The 14,960-nt window shown below is 75.2% G+C and carries 13 protein-coding genes; 7 read left to right on the top strand and 6 right to left on the bottom strand.

Features of this window, described 5'->3' with window-relative positions:
* Positions 1-51: 51 nt before the first annotated feature.
* Positions 52-1,791 (bottom strand): class I adenylate-forming enzyme family protein, encoded by a 1,740-nt coding sequence (locus WME83_RS35715; protein WP_437314181.1) that lies wholly within the window; start codon positions 1,789-1,791, stop codon positions 52-54.
* Between the two features lie 47 nt (positions 1,792-1,838).
* On the opposite strand from WME83_RS35715, the gene WME83_RS35720 reads away from it, so the two are divergent.
* From WME83_RS35720 to WME83_RS35730, 3 genes are all read left to right on the top strand, one after another.
* The gene (locus tag WME83_RS35720) at positions 1,839-2,243 is read left to right on the top strand and encodes a PilZ domain-containing protein (RefSeq protein ID WP_437314182.1); all 405 of its coding nucleotides are present in this window, start codon (positions 1,839-1,841) and stop codon (positions 2,241-2,243) included.
* An 87-nt stretch (positions 2,244-2,330) separates the two neighbouring features.
* The gene (locus WME83_RS35725; protein WP_437314183.1) at positions 2,331-4,574 is read left to right on the top strand and encodes a hypothetical protein; all 2,244 of its coding nucleotides are present in this window, start codon (positions 2,331-2,333) and stop codon (positions 4,572-4,574) included.
* Between the two features lie 201 nt (positions 4,575-4,775).
* Entirely contained in the window at positions 4,776-5,339 is a 564-nt protein-coding gene (locus WME83_RS35730) for a hemerythrin domain-containing protein (RefSeq protein ID WP_437314184.1), read from the top strand.
* Between the two features lie 61 nt (positions 5,340-5,400).
* On the opposite strand, the gene WME83_RS35735 is transcribed toward WME83_RS35730, so the two are convergent.
* The gene (locus WME83_RS35735; RefSeq protein WP_437314185.1) at positions 5,401-6,378 is read right to left on the bottom strand and encodes a hypothetical protein; all 978 of its coding nucleotides are present in this window, start codon (positions 6,376-6,378) and stop codon (positions 5,401-5,403) included.
* Positions 6,379-6,634: 256 nt separating this feature from the next.
* On the opposite strand from WME83_RS35735, the gene WME83_RS35740 reads away from it, so the two are divergent.
* On the top strand, positions 6,635-6,940 hold the full coding sequence (locus WME83_RS35740) for a PilZ domain-containing protein (RefSeq protein WP_020738867.1): 306 nt from the start codon (positions 6,635-6,637) through the stop codon (positions 6,938-6,940).
* Positions 6,941-7,007: 67 nt separating this feature from the next.
* Here WME83_RS35740 and WME83_RS35745 read toward each other — a convergent pair whose 3' ends face one another.
* A complete protein-coding gene (locus WME83_RS35745) occupies positions 7,008-8,375 on the bottom strand; it encodes a FecR domain-containing protein (protein ID WP_437314186.1) in 1,368 nt (455 codons plus the stop codon).
* Positions 8,372-9,316, bottom strand: coding sequence for an RNA polymerase sigma factor (locus WME83_RS35750; protein ID WP_437314187.1), 945 nt, complete (start codon positions 9,314-9,316; stop codon positions 8,372-8,374). The genes WME83_RS35745 and WME83_RS35750 overlap by 4 nt, the downstream gene beginning before the upstream one ends.
* Between WME83_RS35750 and WME83_RS35755 the strand changes: the two genes are divergently transcribed.
* Entirely contained in the window at positions 9,311-9,541 is a 231-nt protein-coding gene (locus WME83_RS35755) for a hypothetical protein (RefSeq protein WP_437314188.1), read from the top strand. The two genes, WME83_RS35750 and WME83_RS35755, sit on opposite strands and share 6 nt — an antisense overlap.
* 123 nt (positions 9,542-9,664) lie before the next feature.
* Here the strand turns inward: WME83_RS35755 and WME83_RS35760 are convergent, their stop codons facing one another.
* Complete coding sequence (locus WME83_RS35760; RefSeq protein WP_437314189.1) at positions 9,665-10,108, bottom strand: hypothetical protein; 444 nt, start codon at positions 10,106-10,108, stop codon at positions 9,665-9,667.
* A 44-nt stretch (positions 10,109-10,152) separates the two neighbouring features.
* Here WME83_RS35760 and WME83_RS35765 point away from each other — a divergent pair, with 44 nt between their 5' ends.
* Both WME83_RS35765 and WME83_RS35770 read left to right on the top strand, forming a co-directional pair.
* Positions 10,153-11,004 (top strand): purine-nucleoside phosphorylase, encoded by an 852-nt coding sequence (locus WME83_RS35765; protein ID WP_437314190.1) that lies wholly within the window; start codon positions 10,153-10,155, stop codon positions 11,002-11,004.
* Positions 11,001-11,462, top strand: a complete 462-nt coding sequence (locus WME83_RS35770) for a cytidine deaminase (RefSeq protein ID WP_437314191.1) — start codon at positions 11,001-11,003, stop codon at positions 11,460-11,462. Before WME83_RS35765 ends, WME83_RS35770 begins: the two co-directional genes overlap by 4 nt.
* A gap of 39 nt (positions 11,463-11,501) precedes the next feature.
* Here the strand turns inward: WME83_RS35770 and WME83_RS35775 are convergent, their stop codons facing one another.
* Positions 11,502-14,828: a response regulator gene (locus tag WME83_RS35775; RefSeq protein WP_437314192.1), complete on the bottom strand. Its 3,327-nt coding sequence runs from the start codon at positions 14,826-14,828 to the stop codon at positions 11,502-11,504.
* Positions 14,829-14,960 lie beyond the last annotated feature (132 nt).

Here is a 14,960-nt window from a genome sequence, read left to right on the forward strand (position 1 = left end):
AGGTGCGAAATAGCATCGATCGCCCCCCCGGGACAGCGGCTAGCGGCGCACCTATCCCGCTGATTTCCGCTCCGGTCCGGCGAGCTCGCGCTTCATCACCTTGCCCGTCGGGTTGCGCGGCAGCGCGTCGACGAAGACGATCTCGCGCGGGACCTTGGGGCCCGCGAGCGCGGCGCGGCAGTGCGCCTTGATGTCGTCCTCGCTCGCGGACGCGCCGGGGCGCAGGGCGACGAACGCGCGCACCCGCTCCCCCCAGGCGCGATCCGGCACCCCCACCACGGCGGCCTCGGCGACCGCCGGGTGATCGTGGAGCGCCGCCTCCACCTCGGCGGGGTACACGTTCACGCCGCCCGAGATGATGAGGTCCCGCTTGCGGCCTTCGATGTGGTAGCAGCCGCGCGCGTCGCGGCGCGCGAGGTCGCCGACCGAGAAGTAGCCGTCCAGCGTCGACTCGCGCGTGGCGCCGGGATCTCCGTGGTAGCCGGACACGAGCAGGGGGCTCCTCACGTAGAGCTCGCCCACCTCGCCGTCCCCGCACGGCCTGCCGTCGTCCCCCACGAGCAGGAGCGCGCTGCCGGCGACGGGACGCCCGATGGTGCCCGGCGACGCGCGCAGGTCCTCGGGGCCCGCGATCGTCACGATGCCCGTCTCGGTCGCGCCGTAGAAGTTGAAGAGCTTGTCGCCGAACACCCCCATGACCTCGGCCGCGAGCGCCGGCGGCAGCGGCGCGCCGCCGGTGAAGATGGCGCTGAGCGACGACGTGTCGTAGGCGCGGACGCGCGCCTCGCCGAGCTCGAGCACGCGGTGGAGCATCGTCGGGACGACCGCCGTGGTGGTCACGCGGTAGCGCTGGATCGCCTCGAGGAAGAGCTCCGGATGGAACTCCGGCAAGATCACGATCGTCGCGCCGAGGACGAGCGACAGGTTCACGAAGCCGAACGCGGTGAGGTGGTAGAGCGGGCACACGGCGAGGTGCACGTCGCCCGCGCGCATCGGGGTCGCGCCGATCGCCCCGAGCGCCGACATGACGACCCCGCCGCCGAAGCCGCGCACCGCGCCCTTCGGCTTGCCGGTCGTGCCGGAGGTGTACATCACGACCGCGGCGCGCTCGCTCCGGTCCGGCGCGGCGCCGGGCTCGGCGAGGAGCTCGTCGAAGCGCGAGAAGCCCGGCGCGCCCTCGCCGACCGCGATCATGGCCTCGGGCGGGATCCCCTCGAGCCGCGGCGCCGCCTCGCGGATCACGCCGGCGATGTCGGCGTCGAACACGAGCAGCCGCGCCCCGGAGTGGCCGGCGAGGTACGAGAGCTCGGCCGGGGTCGATCGCCAGGAGGCCGTCACCACGGACGCGCCGACGCGGGCGAGCGCGATCTGGCACATCACGAACTCGGGGCGGTTCTTGAGCGCGAGCAGCACGGTCGCGCCCGGGCCGACGCCGCGCCGGTCGAGCGCGTGGCCGAGCCGCTCGATCGCCTCGTTCAGCGCGAAGAACGAGTAGACCCGGTCCTCGGCCGGGACCGTCGCCTCCCCCTCGGCGGAGCGGCGCCCGAGGCTCCGCGGGTCGACCACCGCGATGCGGTGCGGGCTGTTCTCGGCGTAGAACCGGAAGATGAGCGACGGGTTCGCCTTGCCCTTCGCGAGCTCGCGCGCGAGGACCTTGAGCCCCGGCCAACGCAGCGCGGCGAGGAGCCCCGTCTGCGTCACCGCCCGTCCGGCGACGAGCGCCCCATCCTTGAGCGCGGAGGCCCTGCGGCGCCCGCTCGCGAGCGCCGCCCTGACATGACCGAGTTCCATGCCGGCGACTTTACTCTGGCCCTCGCGCCCCGTGGTAGGGTGGTGCCGTGACGGAGCCAGACCGCCGCTCAGCCCAGCGCGCCGCGATCGAGCTGAGCGTGGAGTACAAGCGACTCAACACGTTCTTCGCCGACTACACGCGCAACATCTCGAAGGGCGGGACCTTCATCCGAACAGAGCGCCCGCTCGCGGTGGGCACGGAGTTCGTCTTCGCCCTCTCGATCCGCAACCTGGCCGAGCCGCTCCGCCTCCGCGGCCGGGTGAAGTGGATCGTGATGCCCGCGGAGGCGACGGAGACGGCCCCGGCGGGGATGGGCATCGAGTTCCAGTATGCGAGCGAGGCGGAGCGCGGCGCGACCGAGGCGGTGGTCGAGCAGCTGATGATGAGCGAGCTCGGCGAGACGCTCGCCTCCAAGCTGCTCGGCCGCAAGCTCGGCGACGGCGCGCGGTAGCGCTGGAGCGCGCGGTAGCGCTGGAGCGCTGAAGACAGAGCGGCCCGGGGGGTGCGCGCACGCTGTGCCCGTGTACACTGCCTCGCAATGTCGCTGCCGACCCTGCCCCCCCGGCGCCGTCTCGCCCGGGGTCTCGCCGCGCTCGCCCTCGCGCTCTCTCCCCTCGCCTGCGCAGCCTCCGGCACGCCGGGGGCGAAGGGGCCGCCCGGCGCCGAAGGCCGCGCCGCCCCCGTCGAGGTCCGCGACGCCGATTTCTCCGCCAGCCTCTACACGATCGTGCGCGACGGCAAGCAGAGCCCGCAGCGCACGGGCCTGCTCATCGGCGTGGTCCGCCGGCAGCTCGCGCACGCCGCGGCGCGCTTCCACGCTGGGCAGCCGAGCCGGGGCGTCGACAGCGTCCGCGGCGCGCTCTACCTCGTCCGTCCCGGCGAGGGCCACGCCGAGATGATCGACGCCGTTGGCGAGCGCGCCCTCGCCGGCGCGATCGAGCGGCTGAGCCCCCGCGGCGACGAGGGGCGGGTGCGGGCGCTGATGGAGCTCCGCGCCGCCGCGCTGCCGGCCGGCAGCCGTGCCCGCGCCGAGGTCGACGAGCACCTCACCGCGCTCGATCGCTGGATGAAGGATACGCGCACCGGCGGGCCGCTCGAGCAGCTCGGCATGGAGCAGCGCGCGTCCGTCTCGCGCGCCCTCCTCGACAGCCGCCCCGAGGCGATCCAGCGCGCGGCCGCCGCCACCGCGGCGTGGATCGACCGCGCGATCGAGTTCAACATCGAGTACCGGCAAGGGGGGAAGCGGCCGGAGCGCGAGGAGGCGGTCGAGGCGGCGCGCGCCCTGGAGTCGGGCGGCGCGAGCATGGCCGCGCTGTTCCTGCGCTACGGGGACGCGAAGGGCGCGCTCGAGCAGATCGACCGCACGAGCGCGCGCCGGGTGATCCCGCCCGGCCTGTACGAGCGGCTCAAGGCCGCGGCGTCCGACGGCGACGCGGTCTCGTGGCAGGCGCTCGCGGCGGCCTTCGCCCACCACGACACGCAGGAGCGCGACGCGGAGACCGGGATGCTGCAGGACCTGCTCGACGGGGCGATCTGGGGCACGGCCCTGGAGGCTTACCGCCGCGACCCGCAGAGCTACGACAGCGCCACGCTGCTCTCCCAGGTGATGATCCGCCTCGGCATGTCGGAGGCGACGCCGCTCCTCCTGGCCGGCGCGCTCGGCGACCGGCCGAGCGCCGGCGCGCTCGGGTCCGCGCTGGGGCTCGTGCTGAGCGCGCTCTCGGAGGAGGCGTCGAACGACGACTTCGAGGCCGCGCGCCGCACCTACAACGCCGCGGGTCCGCTGCTCGTGCTCGCCGACCGGGCGGCGCGCGGCGGCGGCGCGGTGGATCCGTCGGGCGCGCGCGTCCGGTCCCTCATGGCGTCGCTCGAGCTGCGCGCCGGCAACCTCGCCGGCGCGCTGCCGCTGCTCCGCGCGGCGACGGCGGCCGAGCCGACGGTCAACGGGCTCACGCTGCTCGCGATGGCCGAGCGGCAGTCCGGCGAGCTCCAGGCCGCGCTGGAAGACGTGCGGCGGGCGCTGGGCGCGCCGGACGCGCGCACCGCGCCGCTCGAGGTCATCCAGGCGCACCTGCTCGCCTTCGAGCTCCACCGCGAGGCGGGCACGCAGGATCGGGCCAAGGAGTCGCTCGACGCGGCGCTCACCGCCGCGCTCGACGCCCGGCAGCGCGCGCGGGATCCCGGCGCCAAGGCGCGGACGGAGCGGCTGCTCGGGCGCATCCTCGACGGCTACGGCGACGAGAAGGGCGCGACCCGGGCCTACGAGCGGGCGTTCGCCCTGGTGGCCGCCGAGCCGCCGCAGCTCGGCGCCACGATGCTCGACGCCGTGGGGCGCGCGCTCGTCGAGCGCGATCTCCCCGCCGCGCGGCGGGCGCTGAAGCGCGGCCTCGAGGCGAACCTGGACGAGGAGGATCTCGTCTACGGCGGGCTCTGGGTCCTCCTGCTGGAGCGCTCCCTCGGCGTCGCGACGGACGGCACCGCGGGCCGCGCGCTGGACAGCGCGGTGAACCGCGCGTCCTGGACAGGAAAGCTCGCGGCCTGGGCGAACGGCAAGATCAGCGACGCGGATCTCGGCAAGCTCGCCCAGAACGCAGCGCAGCGCGTGGAGGCGCAATTTTACACGGCCATGGCCAAGAAGGCGGCCGGCGATGCGGGCGCGGACGAGCGGCTCCGGGCGGTGTCGAAGAGCCCTGTCATCGACCTGCTCGAGGTGCACCTCGCGCGCGAGATGCTGGCCCCCGAGCTGCGGCTCGAGCTGCCCCGCAACGCGAGCCTTCCGTAGCGGCTCGGGCTGCTCCGCGGCGCGAGCCTGCCGTAGCGGCTCGGGCTGCTCCGCGGCGCGAGCCTTCCTTCAAGGTGGGATGCCGTCCCCGCGCTGGGCAGGCGGCGAGGTGGTCGGATGGCCAGCGCGCGGCGCGCGAAACCGCACGCGCGGCGAGAAAATGACTTCCACGCATGCGCGCTCTTGTTCGATCATCGATTGATGTCCGATGACCGGAACGATCCGCTCGAGAAGCTCGCCTCCGCTCACCGGAGCCTGGAAGAGAACCTGAACGACCTCGCGCGCGCCGCGCGGGCGCTCGGCGATCCCCGCGGGCGCGCCGCCGCGCTCGAGGGCCTCTCCAGCGTGGTGGCCTACTTCGAGCGATCGATGAGCCGGCACCACGAGGACGAGGAGCGCTCGCTGTTCCCGCGGCTCGCGGTGCTGGAGGCCATCGCGCCGACGCTCGAGCGCCTCCGGCAGGAGCACAAGGCGCATCAGCGCGCGATCAACGAGCTGCGCGCCGCGATCGAGCGAGACGGCGGCTCCGAGGCGCCGGAGAAGCTCCCCCAGATCATCGAGGACCTGCGCTCCGCGTACCATCGGCACGTGACCTGCGAGGAGCAGGAGGTGTTTCCGGCCGCTCGCCGGTTCCTGCAGGCCTCGGCCATGCACGGGATCATGAACGAGATGGAGACGCGCCGGGGGCGCGGCGGGCACGGCAACCCCGCCAAGGGGATCAGCGGGCGCCCCTACCGTCCCGGCGGGATGCGCAGGGGCCCGTGACGGCGCGGCGAGCTCGACGCGCCCATCCAGCGCGCGCTCGCCGATCTGAGAGCGCGCCGCGCTAAAACCGCTCTTCGCGCGCGCGCTCCAGCGCCGCGCGCAGGTAGTTCTGCGCCCGCAGCGTGTGCGCCCCGTCGGGGTGCTGGTCCAGGTGGATTCGGAACGCGTCCGCCGACTGCACGAACTTCCCCAGCCGGTAGAGGGTGATGCCGCGGGCGAGGTGCCTGGGATACGCCGGATCGAGCGCGGCGAGCTCGTCGATCTTCTTCAGGCGGTAGTGCTCCTCGGCGCGCTGCGCCTCCGCGGCCCGGAGCGCCGCCGCGGACGAGCGCGGCCCCGGTTCGCCCGCCTGCGGCTCGGGGCGCGCCGCCGTCTCCGCGGCGGGAGGCGCCGCGGGCTCCTGCGCGTTCCTCCCGCTGAGCGGGTGCGACAGGAGGAACTTGTACAGCGCGCGCTCCTCGTCGAGCGCCACCCCGAACGGCGCGCGCCTCAGGCCCACGATGGCGTCCCAGCGCTTCTTGAACAGCGCCCCGAGCGCGGCGCCATCCAGGGCGACGCGGCGCGCCTCGCCGCCGCGCGGCCCCGCGTCCCCTGCCCTCAGCCACGCGTTTCGGCGGAGCAGCCCGGGGAAGTTGCCGCCGAGCTCGCGGAGCTCGTCGGACTCCTCGCCGGTCGCCTCGAAGCGGCGCACCTCGCGGACGAACGAGCTCATCTGGTAGGCGCGCAGCCGGAGCACCGCCTCGTCCCCCTGGGCGAGCGCGGGGCCGGCGGCCTCGAGCACGCGCTTGCGCGCGGCGAGGAGCTCCGCCTCGGTGTGATCCGCGTCGGCGTCCACGATCCCGAACGCGCGGATGGCGGACCCGAGCGCGCGCACCTCGGCGTCGAGCCCGAGCAGCTCGGCCTCGCGGGCGCGGGCGATGTCCGCGTCCCGCACCCGCGCGAGGGCCCGCGCGTCGGCGAGCGGCAGCGGAAGCTCGGCGGGCTCGACCGCGCGCGGCACCGCGAGGATCGCCGCGGAGCCCGCGATGAAGACGGCCACGAGCCCTGGCTCCCAGCCTTCGAAGTGCCGCCGCAAGCCGCGGCGCGCCGGCGCGCGCTCCGCCTTCCCGCGCGCGGGCACGGGAACGGGAACGGGAAGAAGGTGCCCGCCGGCCGAGCGCGGCTCCGCCGGGGCCGAGCGCGGCTCCCGGCGCTTGACAGAGGCGCTCTCGGCTCGCGACATTGATCGTCTCCTCCGCGCCTCAGAATACCCCACGCGGCGACCTCCAGCGCCGCGCACCGAACCAGCGAGGAACGTGCGAGATCACCGCAAGCACCCGCGCAAGCCCATCGAGCTGTCGATCGCGTTCCGGATCGGCGACGGCCCGCGCATCGATGCGATATGCCGCGACATCAGCCTCGGCGGGATGTTCATCGAGACCACCTCGCCGGCTCCCTTCGGGGCGAGCATCGAGGTGCTGCTGTCGCTGGAGGGCCTGAAGCAGGCCGCCGCGATCCCGTCGGTCGTGCGATGGACCACCCCCGAGGGGATGGGGGTGCAGTTCGGGGTGATGGGGGCGCGGGAGACCTACGCGCTCACGCAGCTCCTCGGCTCGCTCTGAGCCGCCGCGCGACGTGCCGCGCGGCGCTCCCCGCGGCAGCCGCGCACGCTCCTCGCCGCGGCCGCGCTCAGTCCTCGATGATGAAGGGGATGGCGAGCTGCATCGGGCCTCCCGCGAAGCGCCCCTGGTAGAGGCCCTCGGCGCAGGCCTGCAGCCCAGGCCGGAGCGGCGGGTCGAAGCGCATGGCGGCGACGCTGCCGTCCGGGCGCACGGAGATGCGCAGCGTCGAGGCGATCGACTTGCGGACCAGGGATGGGCCGCTCGCCGTCTCGCGCGCGAAACAGCTCGACAGCTGCGACTGCACGGACGCCGGCGTCAACGCCGGCGGGCGAGGCGTCGCCTGAGCGTCGGCGATCGGCGCCGCGACGGCCGGCGCCGGCTCGATCGCCGGCGAGGGAGGCGGCTCGGCGACCGCCGAGGGCGGCTCGGCGACCGCCGAGGGCGGCTCGGCGACCGCCAATGCGGCGGGCGCGGCGGATGCCGCGGCGGGCTCCTCCACCTGAGCGACGACCACGCGGGCCGCGGCGGCGCCGCTCGAGGGGCGCACACCGGCGGTCGCGCCGGCGGTGGGCCGGGGCGGCGCGGGTGGACGCGGCGGCTCCGTCGGGGAGGCGGCGGGCGCGCCGTCCTCCGGCGCGGCGCCGCCCTCCGGCGCGGCGTTGCCCTCCGGCGCCGGGCGCTGGAGCAGGCGCGCCTCGCGGCCGCCGTCGAGCGAGAAGGTGCCGCGCGACGGACCGACGAGCAGGTGCGCGGTGGTCGCGCCGCGGTACGCCGCGGGACCGACCGCGACGGTGCCGTGCTCCACGTCGACCTCCACGCGATCCGCGAGGCGGGTCACCGTGAAGAGCGTGCCGTGCACCGCGACGCGGGTGCCGTCCACCTCGACGGCGAACGCCTCGACGAGGCCCTCCTCGGGCGCGCGCGTGACGACGTCGGCCCGCACCGAGCCTCGCTCGAGCGCGATCACGTGGCCGACCCCCGCCGCGCCGACGGCGCGCACCACGGCGCGGCTGTTCGGCAGCAGCGTCCAGCGCACCGAGCCGACGTCGGCGAAGGAGATCGCGTGGGCGGCGGTCTCGACGGCGTCGCCCGGCCGGAGGGCGCGGAAATCCAAATCGTCCGCCGCCCCGGCGGCCCTCGGTACCTCCGCGAGATCGCGGGCGCGCGGCGGCGTCGACGTCGCCACGACGGGCGGCGCGGAGCGCCCGGCCGCGAACACCGCGAACGCGATGGCCGCCGCGGCCGCCGCGAACGCGAGCGCGCGCCCGAGCGGCGAGCGCTGCGGCGGAGCGGCGCGGCGCACCGGCGCGGGCCGCTCGATCCGCGCGAACAGCTCGCGCTCGATCTCGTCCCAGCGGGGCTCCGGAGGCTCCTCGGCGCGGAGCAGCCGCTCCATGTGCTCCCGTGCCCGCTCGTACTGCTTTGCGCCGCTCACATGTCCTCCGCGTCGACAGCCGATCGATCCGCCGCGGGATACCGCGCGGCGCCGCCTGCCACAGAAACCCGAGCGCGCGCCGCCTCTGGAGCTGCGCCGTCCGCTTTGTCCGCGCCGCCCTCGGCCAGCTCGGCGGCGAGCTGGGCGAGCGCGGGCTCGGCGCGCATCATCGCCTCGATCTCGCGGCGCGCGTAGAACAGGCGCGTCCGGACGGTCAGGACCGGCGCGCCGACGATCTCCGCGATCTCGGTCGGCGCGATCCCCTCGAGCTCGTGGAGGACGTAGACGACCCGCTTCTTCTCGGGGAGGCGCTCCAGCACCCGACGGAATGCGTCAATCCTGCGGGCGCGGGCGGCGTCTTCGTCCGGGAGCATGCCGCGGTCGACCTCGAGCTCGGCGCTGGGCTCGCCCGTGAACACCGGCCGGGAGCGCGCCGCGCGCCGGGCCATCAGCACGGCGTTGACCGTCACCCGGTGGAGCCACGTCGTGAACTTCGACTGCCCCCGGAAGTCCCCCAGGCTCCGGTGCACCTGGATGAACACCTCCTGGATGACGTCCTCCGCGTCGGCGGACGGTCCGAGCATCCGGAAGACGAGCCGCGCGACGTCGCGGCGATAGCGGCGGAAAATCTCGGCAAAGGCCGTGGGGTCGCCGCTCTGGAAGCGGCGGATCCACTCGCCCACGTCGTCGGGCTCGGTCACGGGCGGAAGCCTATCCGCCCCTTCGGCGCTCATGGAGCTCGACGGCGAGGCGACCAGCTCCGGACGGCGAGAGAGGTCGTCACCAGCGGACGTCACATCGAGCGCCACGCGCGCGCCCTCGACCTCCCGAGCGGGCAGCTCGTCCGCGCGGCCGCCCGGCGCACCCCAGCCGAGGGGGAACAAGAACGACCGCGAGAGGTGCGCCCAGAACGCCCCCGTCTCGACCGCCACGGTATGCACAAGGCCTATGATGCGCCGGGCAGCCGGATCATTCAGGCCGCTGCGTGGCCTCGCGCGGCGTCGCGCCCGGGCGCGCAGCGGCGCCCGGAAACGCACAAAAGTTGTTCCTCCGGGCACATCGGCGCGACCTTCCAGCGCATGATCTTCATCGCCGTATCGCTGACCGTGGCCCTCGTGGCCGCCGACCTGTTCGAGCTGGGCTCCCGCCGCCGCGATCGCGTGTAGCGGCCGGCGTCAGGCACTGACCGACAAAAAGGTGCCCGGCTTGAGCCCGCTCCGGCCTGGGGCCGACGTGCGCTCAAGCCGGGCGGTGGAAAGAGCCGTGAGGGTCCGGGTCGTCCGGTAGGATCAGCCCGCGGCCTCGGCGCCTTCCGCCGCGGCGCCACCCTTCTTCGGCAGGTCGAAGAGCGCCGACAGCTCGACCTTCTCCTGCTTCTTCTGCTCCAGGATGCGGTTGACCGCGCGCAGCAGGCGCGTCTTCGCGGGGCCGCTGATCGGCTTGCCCTGCAGCGCAGCGCTCAGCGTGCGGTCGGTCACCGGGCGGCCGCTGCGCGGCTTCTTCGCGCCGGCGGCCTCCTTCTTCTTCGCGGCGTCCTCGCTGCCGCGCGCCAGCCGCTTGGTCAGGCGGATCGCCCGATCCTCGGGCTGCAGCCGCTCGATCTTGACCGACGCCGCGAGGATGCGGCGGGGGTCGATCTTCTTTTCCTTCAAGAAATCTTCGATCTTGGTGCCCATCGTCGTCACTTGCCCCGAAAGGGCGGCGACCCTATCACGGGCGATGTCGCCGTGCATCTGCGACGTTTACCCTTTGCGTCGCCCTGGGGTAGCTTGTCGCGATGACCCTCCTGGCCGAGCTCGACGAAGCCGCACGCGTCATTCGCCAACGAATTCCGGCGCTTCCGAGCGTCGGTGTGGTGCTGGGCTCAGGGCTCGGGGGCTGGGGCGACGAGCTCTCCGGGCTCGTGAAGGTCCCCTACGCCGAGATCCCCGGCATGCCCCGGCCCGCCGTCGAGGGGCACGCCGGCTTTCTCTGCGCCGGGCGCGTCGGGGACGTGCCGGTCGCCTGCCTGCAGGGCCGCGCGCACCTCTACGAGGGGCACCCGCCCGCGAAGGCCGTGTTCGGCGTGCGCGTGCTCGCGCGGCTCGGCTGCCGCGCCGTGCTCCTGACGAACGCGGCCGGCGGCATCCACCCCGGCTTCGCCGCCGGCGATCTCATGCTGCTCACCGATCACCTGAACCTGATGGGGACGAACCCGCTCGTCGGGCCGAACGACGACGCGCTCGGCAAGCGCTTCCCCGACATGACCTACGCGCACGATCCCCGGCTGCTCGAGCTCGCGCGGGCGGCGGCGAGCGACGCCGGCGTCCCGCTGCGCGAGGGCGTCTACGCCGGGCTGCTCGGGCCGACGTACGAGACGCCGGCGGAGATCCGGATGCTGCGCACGCTCGGGGCAGACGCGGTCGGGATGAGCACCGTCCCGGAGATCATCGCGCTCCGGCACATGGGCGTGCCGGCCGCGGCCATCTCGTGCATCACGAACCTCGCGGCGGGCCTGACCCAGCGCGAGCTCGATCACAAGGAGGTCGAGGAGACCGCCCGGAGGGCGCGCGCCCGGTTCACGGCGCTGCTCTCGGCGTGGGTCCGCCGCGTCGGCGCCGAGGCTGCGGCCGGGAGCGCGGCGTCGTGAGCCGCGCCCCGCAGGACGCCGGCGAGGCGCCCGCCGCGGCCGAGGCGGCGCCGGCGATCGACTGGGACGCGCTCGACCGCGCGGCGCTCGCCGTCCGGGAGCGCGCGCACGCGCCGTACTCGGGCTACTGGGTGGGCGCGGCCATCCTGGTGCGATCGGGCCGCGTGTTCGCCGGCTGCAACGTCGAGAACGCCTCGTACGGGCTCGCCATCTGCGCCGAGCGCTCGGCCATCGTGCAGATGGTCGCGGCCGGCGAGCGCGATCCGATCGCGCTCACCGTCGCCACCATCGGGCCCGTCCTCGGCAGCCCGTGCGGCATGTGCCGGCAGACCCTCGCCGAGTTCGCGGCCGATCTCCCGATCCGCCTCATCGCCGCCGACGGCGGCGCGCCGCCCCGGCTCACCTCGCTGGCAGCGCTCCTGCCCGAGGCGTTCGGGGCGGCCGCGCTCTCGCGCTGATCGCCCCGCGCGCCGCCCCCGCTGGCCAGCGCCGCCGGCTCACTCGACCGACAGCGCCTCGTTCTGCTCGATCTGCGACAGCGCGGAGGCGAGCGCTTCGCGCGCGCGCTCCAGCGAGGCGCGGTCCTCGCCCCATTTCGAGCGCGCCTTCTGCAGGCGGGCTCGCTCGACGGCGAGCTGCTCGGCGAGCTGCTCGCCCTGCGTCCTCAGGGTGTCGCGCTCCTCGGTCCGGTGCGAGAGCTGCGCGCCGAGCTCGCTCTCCCGCTGCTCGGCCTCGGCGAGCCGACCCTGGAGCGCCTCGACGTCGCGCGCCCGCTCGGCGAGCTCGCCCTGCAAGCGATCGCGCTCCCCGGTGCGGGCGGAGAGCTCGCCCGTCCGCTGATCCAGCTGCTGCTCGAGATCGTGCGCCCGGCCCTCGAGGTGCGCCACCTGGTTGCGCGCCTGCCCGAGCTCGGTGGAGAGCCCGCGGGCGATCTCGTCCAGCTCGTGCTTCTGCGCCGCCCACGCGGCGTCGCGCTCGGCGATCTCGGCCTGGTGCGCCCCGCGGAGGTCGGCGAGCGCCTGCGCGTGCGCCGCCTCGATCTGCGCCTGCCGCTCGGCGGCGCGCGCCTCGAGGTCGGCCACCCGCGCCGCGTGCGCCTGCTCGGCGGCGCGCGCGGCCTGCTCGCGCTCCTCGACGAGCTCGCGCTCTCGCGCCGCGAGCCGCGCCGCGAAGTCCTCTCGCGCAGCCTCGAGCGCCCGCGCGTGCTCGTTCGCCTGCCCCTCGACGGCGCGGGCGTGCTCGGCCCGCAGCGCCTCCAGCGCGGCCGCGTGCTCGCGATCGCGCCGCTCCCTGTCGTCCGCGTGCTCGCGCCGCAGCGCCTCGACGGCGGCCGCGTGCTCGCCCCGCAACGCCTCCAGCGCGGTCGCGTGCTCGGCCCGCAGCGCCTCCAGCGCGGCCGCGTGCTCGCCCCGCAGCGCCTCGACGGCGGTCGCGTGCTCGCCCTGCTGCCGCTCGAGCGCGGCGACCTGCTCGGCCCGCGCCGCCTGCAGCGCGGCCGCGTGCTCCGCGCTGATGCGCTCGACGGCGGCGGCGTGCTCGGCGCGCGCCGCATCCAGCGCCGCCGCGTGCTCGGCGCGCGCCGCATCCAGCGCCGCCGCGTGCTCTCGGTCGCGCCGCTCGGTCTCGCCCGCGTGCTCGCGCCGGAGCGCCTCGACGGCGGCCTCGTGCTCGCGCTGCGACGTCGCGACCGCCGCGTCGTGCTCCGCCCTCTGCCGGTCCAGCGCCGCGGCGTGCTCCGCCCTCAGGGCATCCATCGCCGCGGCATGCTCGGCCCTGAGCCGATCGACGGCGGCGGCGTGCTCCGCCCTCAGGCCGTCCATGGCAGCGGCGTGCTCCGCCCTCAGGCCGTCCGCCACCGCCGCGTGCTCGGCCCTCGCCCGCTCGAGCGCCGCCGCGTGCTCGCCGGCCAGCTTGTCGATGGCCGCCGCGTGCTCGCCGGCCAGCCTGTCGGCGGCCGCGCGGTGCTCGGCGGCCTGCTGCTCCGCGCGGGCGGCGTGCTCGGCGCTCAGCCGATCGACCTCCGCCCGGTGCGCCGCGGCCGCCTGATCGAAGCGCTCCCGCTCCGCCTGCGCGCTCTCCTCGAGCTCGCGGCGCGCCGACGCCTCGACGGCGGCGATCGCCTGCGCCCTCTCGTCCGCCGCGGAGCGCAGCGCCTCCGTGTGCGCGGCCTCCGCGTCCATCAGCGCTTGCCGGGCCGCCGACAGCTCCGCGTCGCGGCCGGCGATCTGCGCCTGCAGCTTCTCGGTGCGCGCCCTGAAGTCGTCGGCGCGCTTCGCGGCGAGCTCCTTGTCCGCGCGCAGCGACGCCACCTGCGCGTCGAGGTCCTCGCTCGCGCGCTCGAGCTCCAGGATCCGGTCGACCTGGTCGGCCTTCTCCCGCTCGAGCGACAGCGCCTGATCCCGGAGCTCGAGGAGCTCCTTGTCCTTGCGCGACATCTGGTCGCGGAGCGCGAGGATCTCCTTGTCTTTCTTGTTCAGCGCCTCGCGCAGATCGAGGAACTCGCGGCTCGACACGCCGCCGGGCCTGGAGGGGCTGCCGCCGGTCGCGGCCTTCGCCCTGAGCTCCTCGAGCTCGCGCCGCAGGCGGGCCGCCTCCTGGCTGCCCTCGTTCGCCGAGGAGAGCTCGCCCTCGAGGCGGTGCGACGTGGCGCGCGCGGAGGCGACCTCCTTGGTGAGGCGCACGATCTCGTCCTTGGATCTGTCCAGCTCGGCGCGCAGGCGCTCGATCTCGCCCGCGTCGGCGTCGGATCGCGGCGCCGGCGGCGCAGGGGTCAGCCTGCCGCGCTCGGAGACGGGAGCGCGGTAGGCGCCCCCACGCTCGGAGACAGGCGCGCGGTAGGCGCCCCCGCGCTCGGAGACGGGCGCGCGGTAGGCGGCCACCGGCGACGAGCTCACCGGCGGCGGCGCCGAGGCCGGCAGGGGCGTGCTGGTGGACGTCGGCGTCCTCGTCGACGGCGCGGCCGAGGGCGTCCGCGCGGACGGCGCGACCGAGGGCGTCCGCGTCGACGGCGCGACCGAGGGCCTCACGTCGGTCCGCTCCTCCTCTTCGTCGCGGATCAACCGGGTAAACGCGCCGCCGATGAACTCCTCGATGTCCTCATCCGACTTGCCGGAATCCGACCTCACCGTGGGCGCCTGCGGCGGCTTCGTGGGCCCTGGCGCCCGCACGCGATCCTGCGCGACGGCGGCGGGCGGCGGCGCGGCGGGCGGCGGCGGCGCGGCGGACGGCGGCCTCGGCGCGACCGACGGCGGCCGCGGCGGGGCCGGCGGCGGCGGCGGCGCGGCGGACGGCGGCCTCGGCGCGGCGGGCGGCGGCGGCGCGACGCTGGCGGGCGTGCCGTTCGAGGACACCGCCGCCGTGATGATCGTGGGATCGCCCGAGTCCTCGTCGATGTCGGCCTCGAGCACCTCGGCCTCGTCGATCATGATCGGATCGGCCTCCGCCTCGTCGCCGTCGAGCGGGACGTAGTTGCGGATGTGCTCGAGGAGCTCGCCGAAGGCGATCGGCTTGTGGATGTAGTCCTCCGCGCGCGTCCTGAGCTTGCGGTGCTGCTCGAACGTCTCCTCGCTCGACTCGCTCGACATGATCACGAGCGGGACGTCCTTGAGCTGCACGTCCTTCTTGAGCTTGTTGCAGACCGAGAAGCCGTTCATGCGCGGCAGCTCGATCGACAGGAGGATGAGGTCGGGGCGATCCGCCGCGGCGGCCTGCAGGCCGACGTTGCCGTCGTCGACGACCTGAACGGTGCAGCCAAGGCGGCCGAGTTCCGTGCGGAGCTCCCCGGCGAACGCCGGATCGCTCTCAAATACGAGGACTTTCGTCATGTTCCGGGTGTGCGCGGGTTCGGAGGGGAACCCAAGATATCGGCCCCCTTCGACGAGTGTCAAACACGAGGCTGGTTGCCTCGCTCAGGCCGTCCGGCCGACGACGCGCTGCGCGAAGCGCCGGCCGAGGGC

Source organism: Sorangium sp. So ce385 (assembly GCF_051474135.1).
In the GTDB taxonomy this organism is placed as follows: Bacteria; Myxococcota_A; Polyangia; order Polyangiales; family Polyangiaceae; genus Sorangium; species Sorangium cellulosum_D.

Bases quoted from the DNA above. Each gene is read 5' to 3' on its own strand.
- WME83_RS35715 (WP_437314181.1), bottom strand. From the start codon at position 1,791: ATGGAACTCGGTCATGTCAGGGCGGCGCTCGCGAGCGGGCGCCGCAGG.
- WME83_RS35725 (WP_437314183.1), top strand. From the start codon at position 2,331: ATGTCGCTGCCGACCCTGCCCCCCCGGCGCCGTCTCGCCCGGGGTCTC.
- WME83_RS35730 (WP_437314184.1), top strand. From the start codon at position 4,776: ATGTCCGATGACCGGAACGATCCGCTCGAGAAGCTCGCCTCCGCTCAC.
- WME83_RS35755 (WP_437314188.1), top strand. From the start codon at position 9,311: ATGCACAAGGCCTATGATGCGCCGGGCAGCCGGATCATTCAGGCCGCT.
- WME83_RS35760 (WP_437314189.1), bottom strand. From the start codon at position 10,108: ATGCACGGCGACATCGCCCGTGATAGGGTCGCCGCCCTTTCGGGGCAA.
- WME83_RS35765 (WP_437314190.1), top strand. From the start codon at position 10,153: ATGACCCTCCTGGCCGAGCTCGACGAAGCCGCACGCGTCATTCGCCAA.
- WME83_RS35775 (WP_437314192.1), bottom strand. From the start codon at position 14,828: ATGACGAAAGTCCTCGTATTTGAGAGCGATCCGGCGTTCGCCGGGGAG.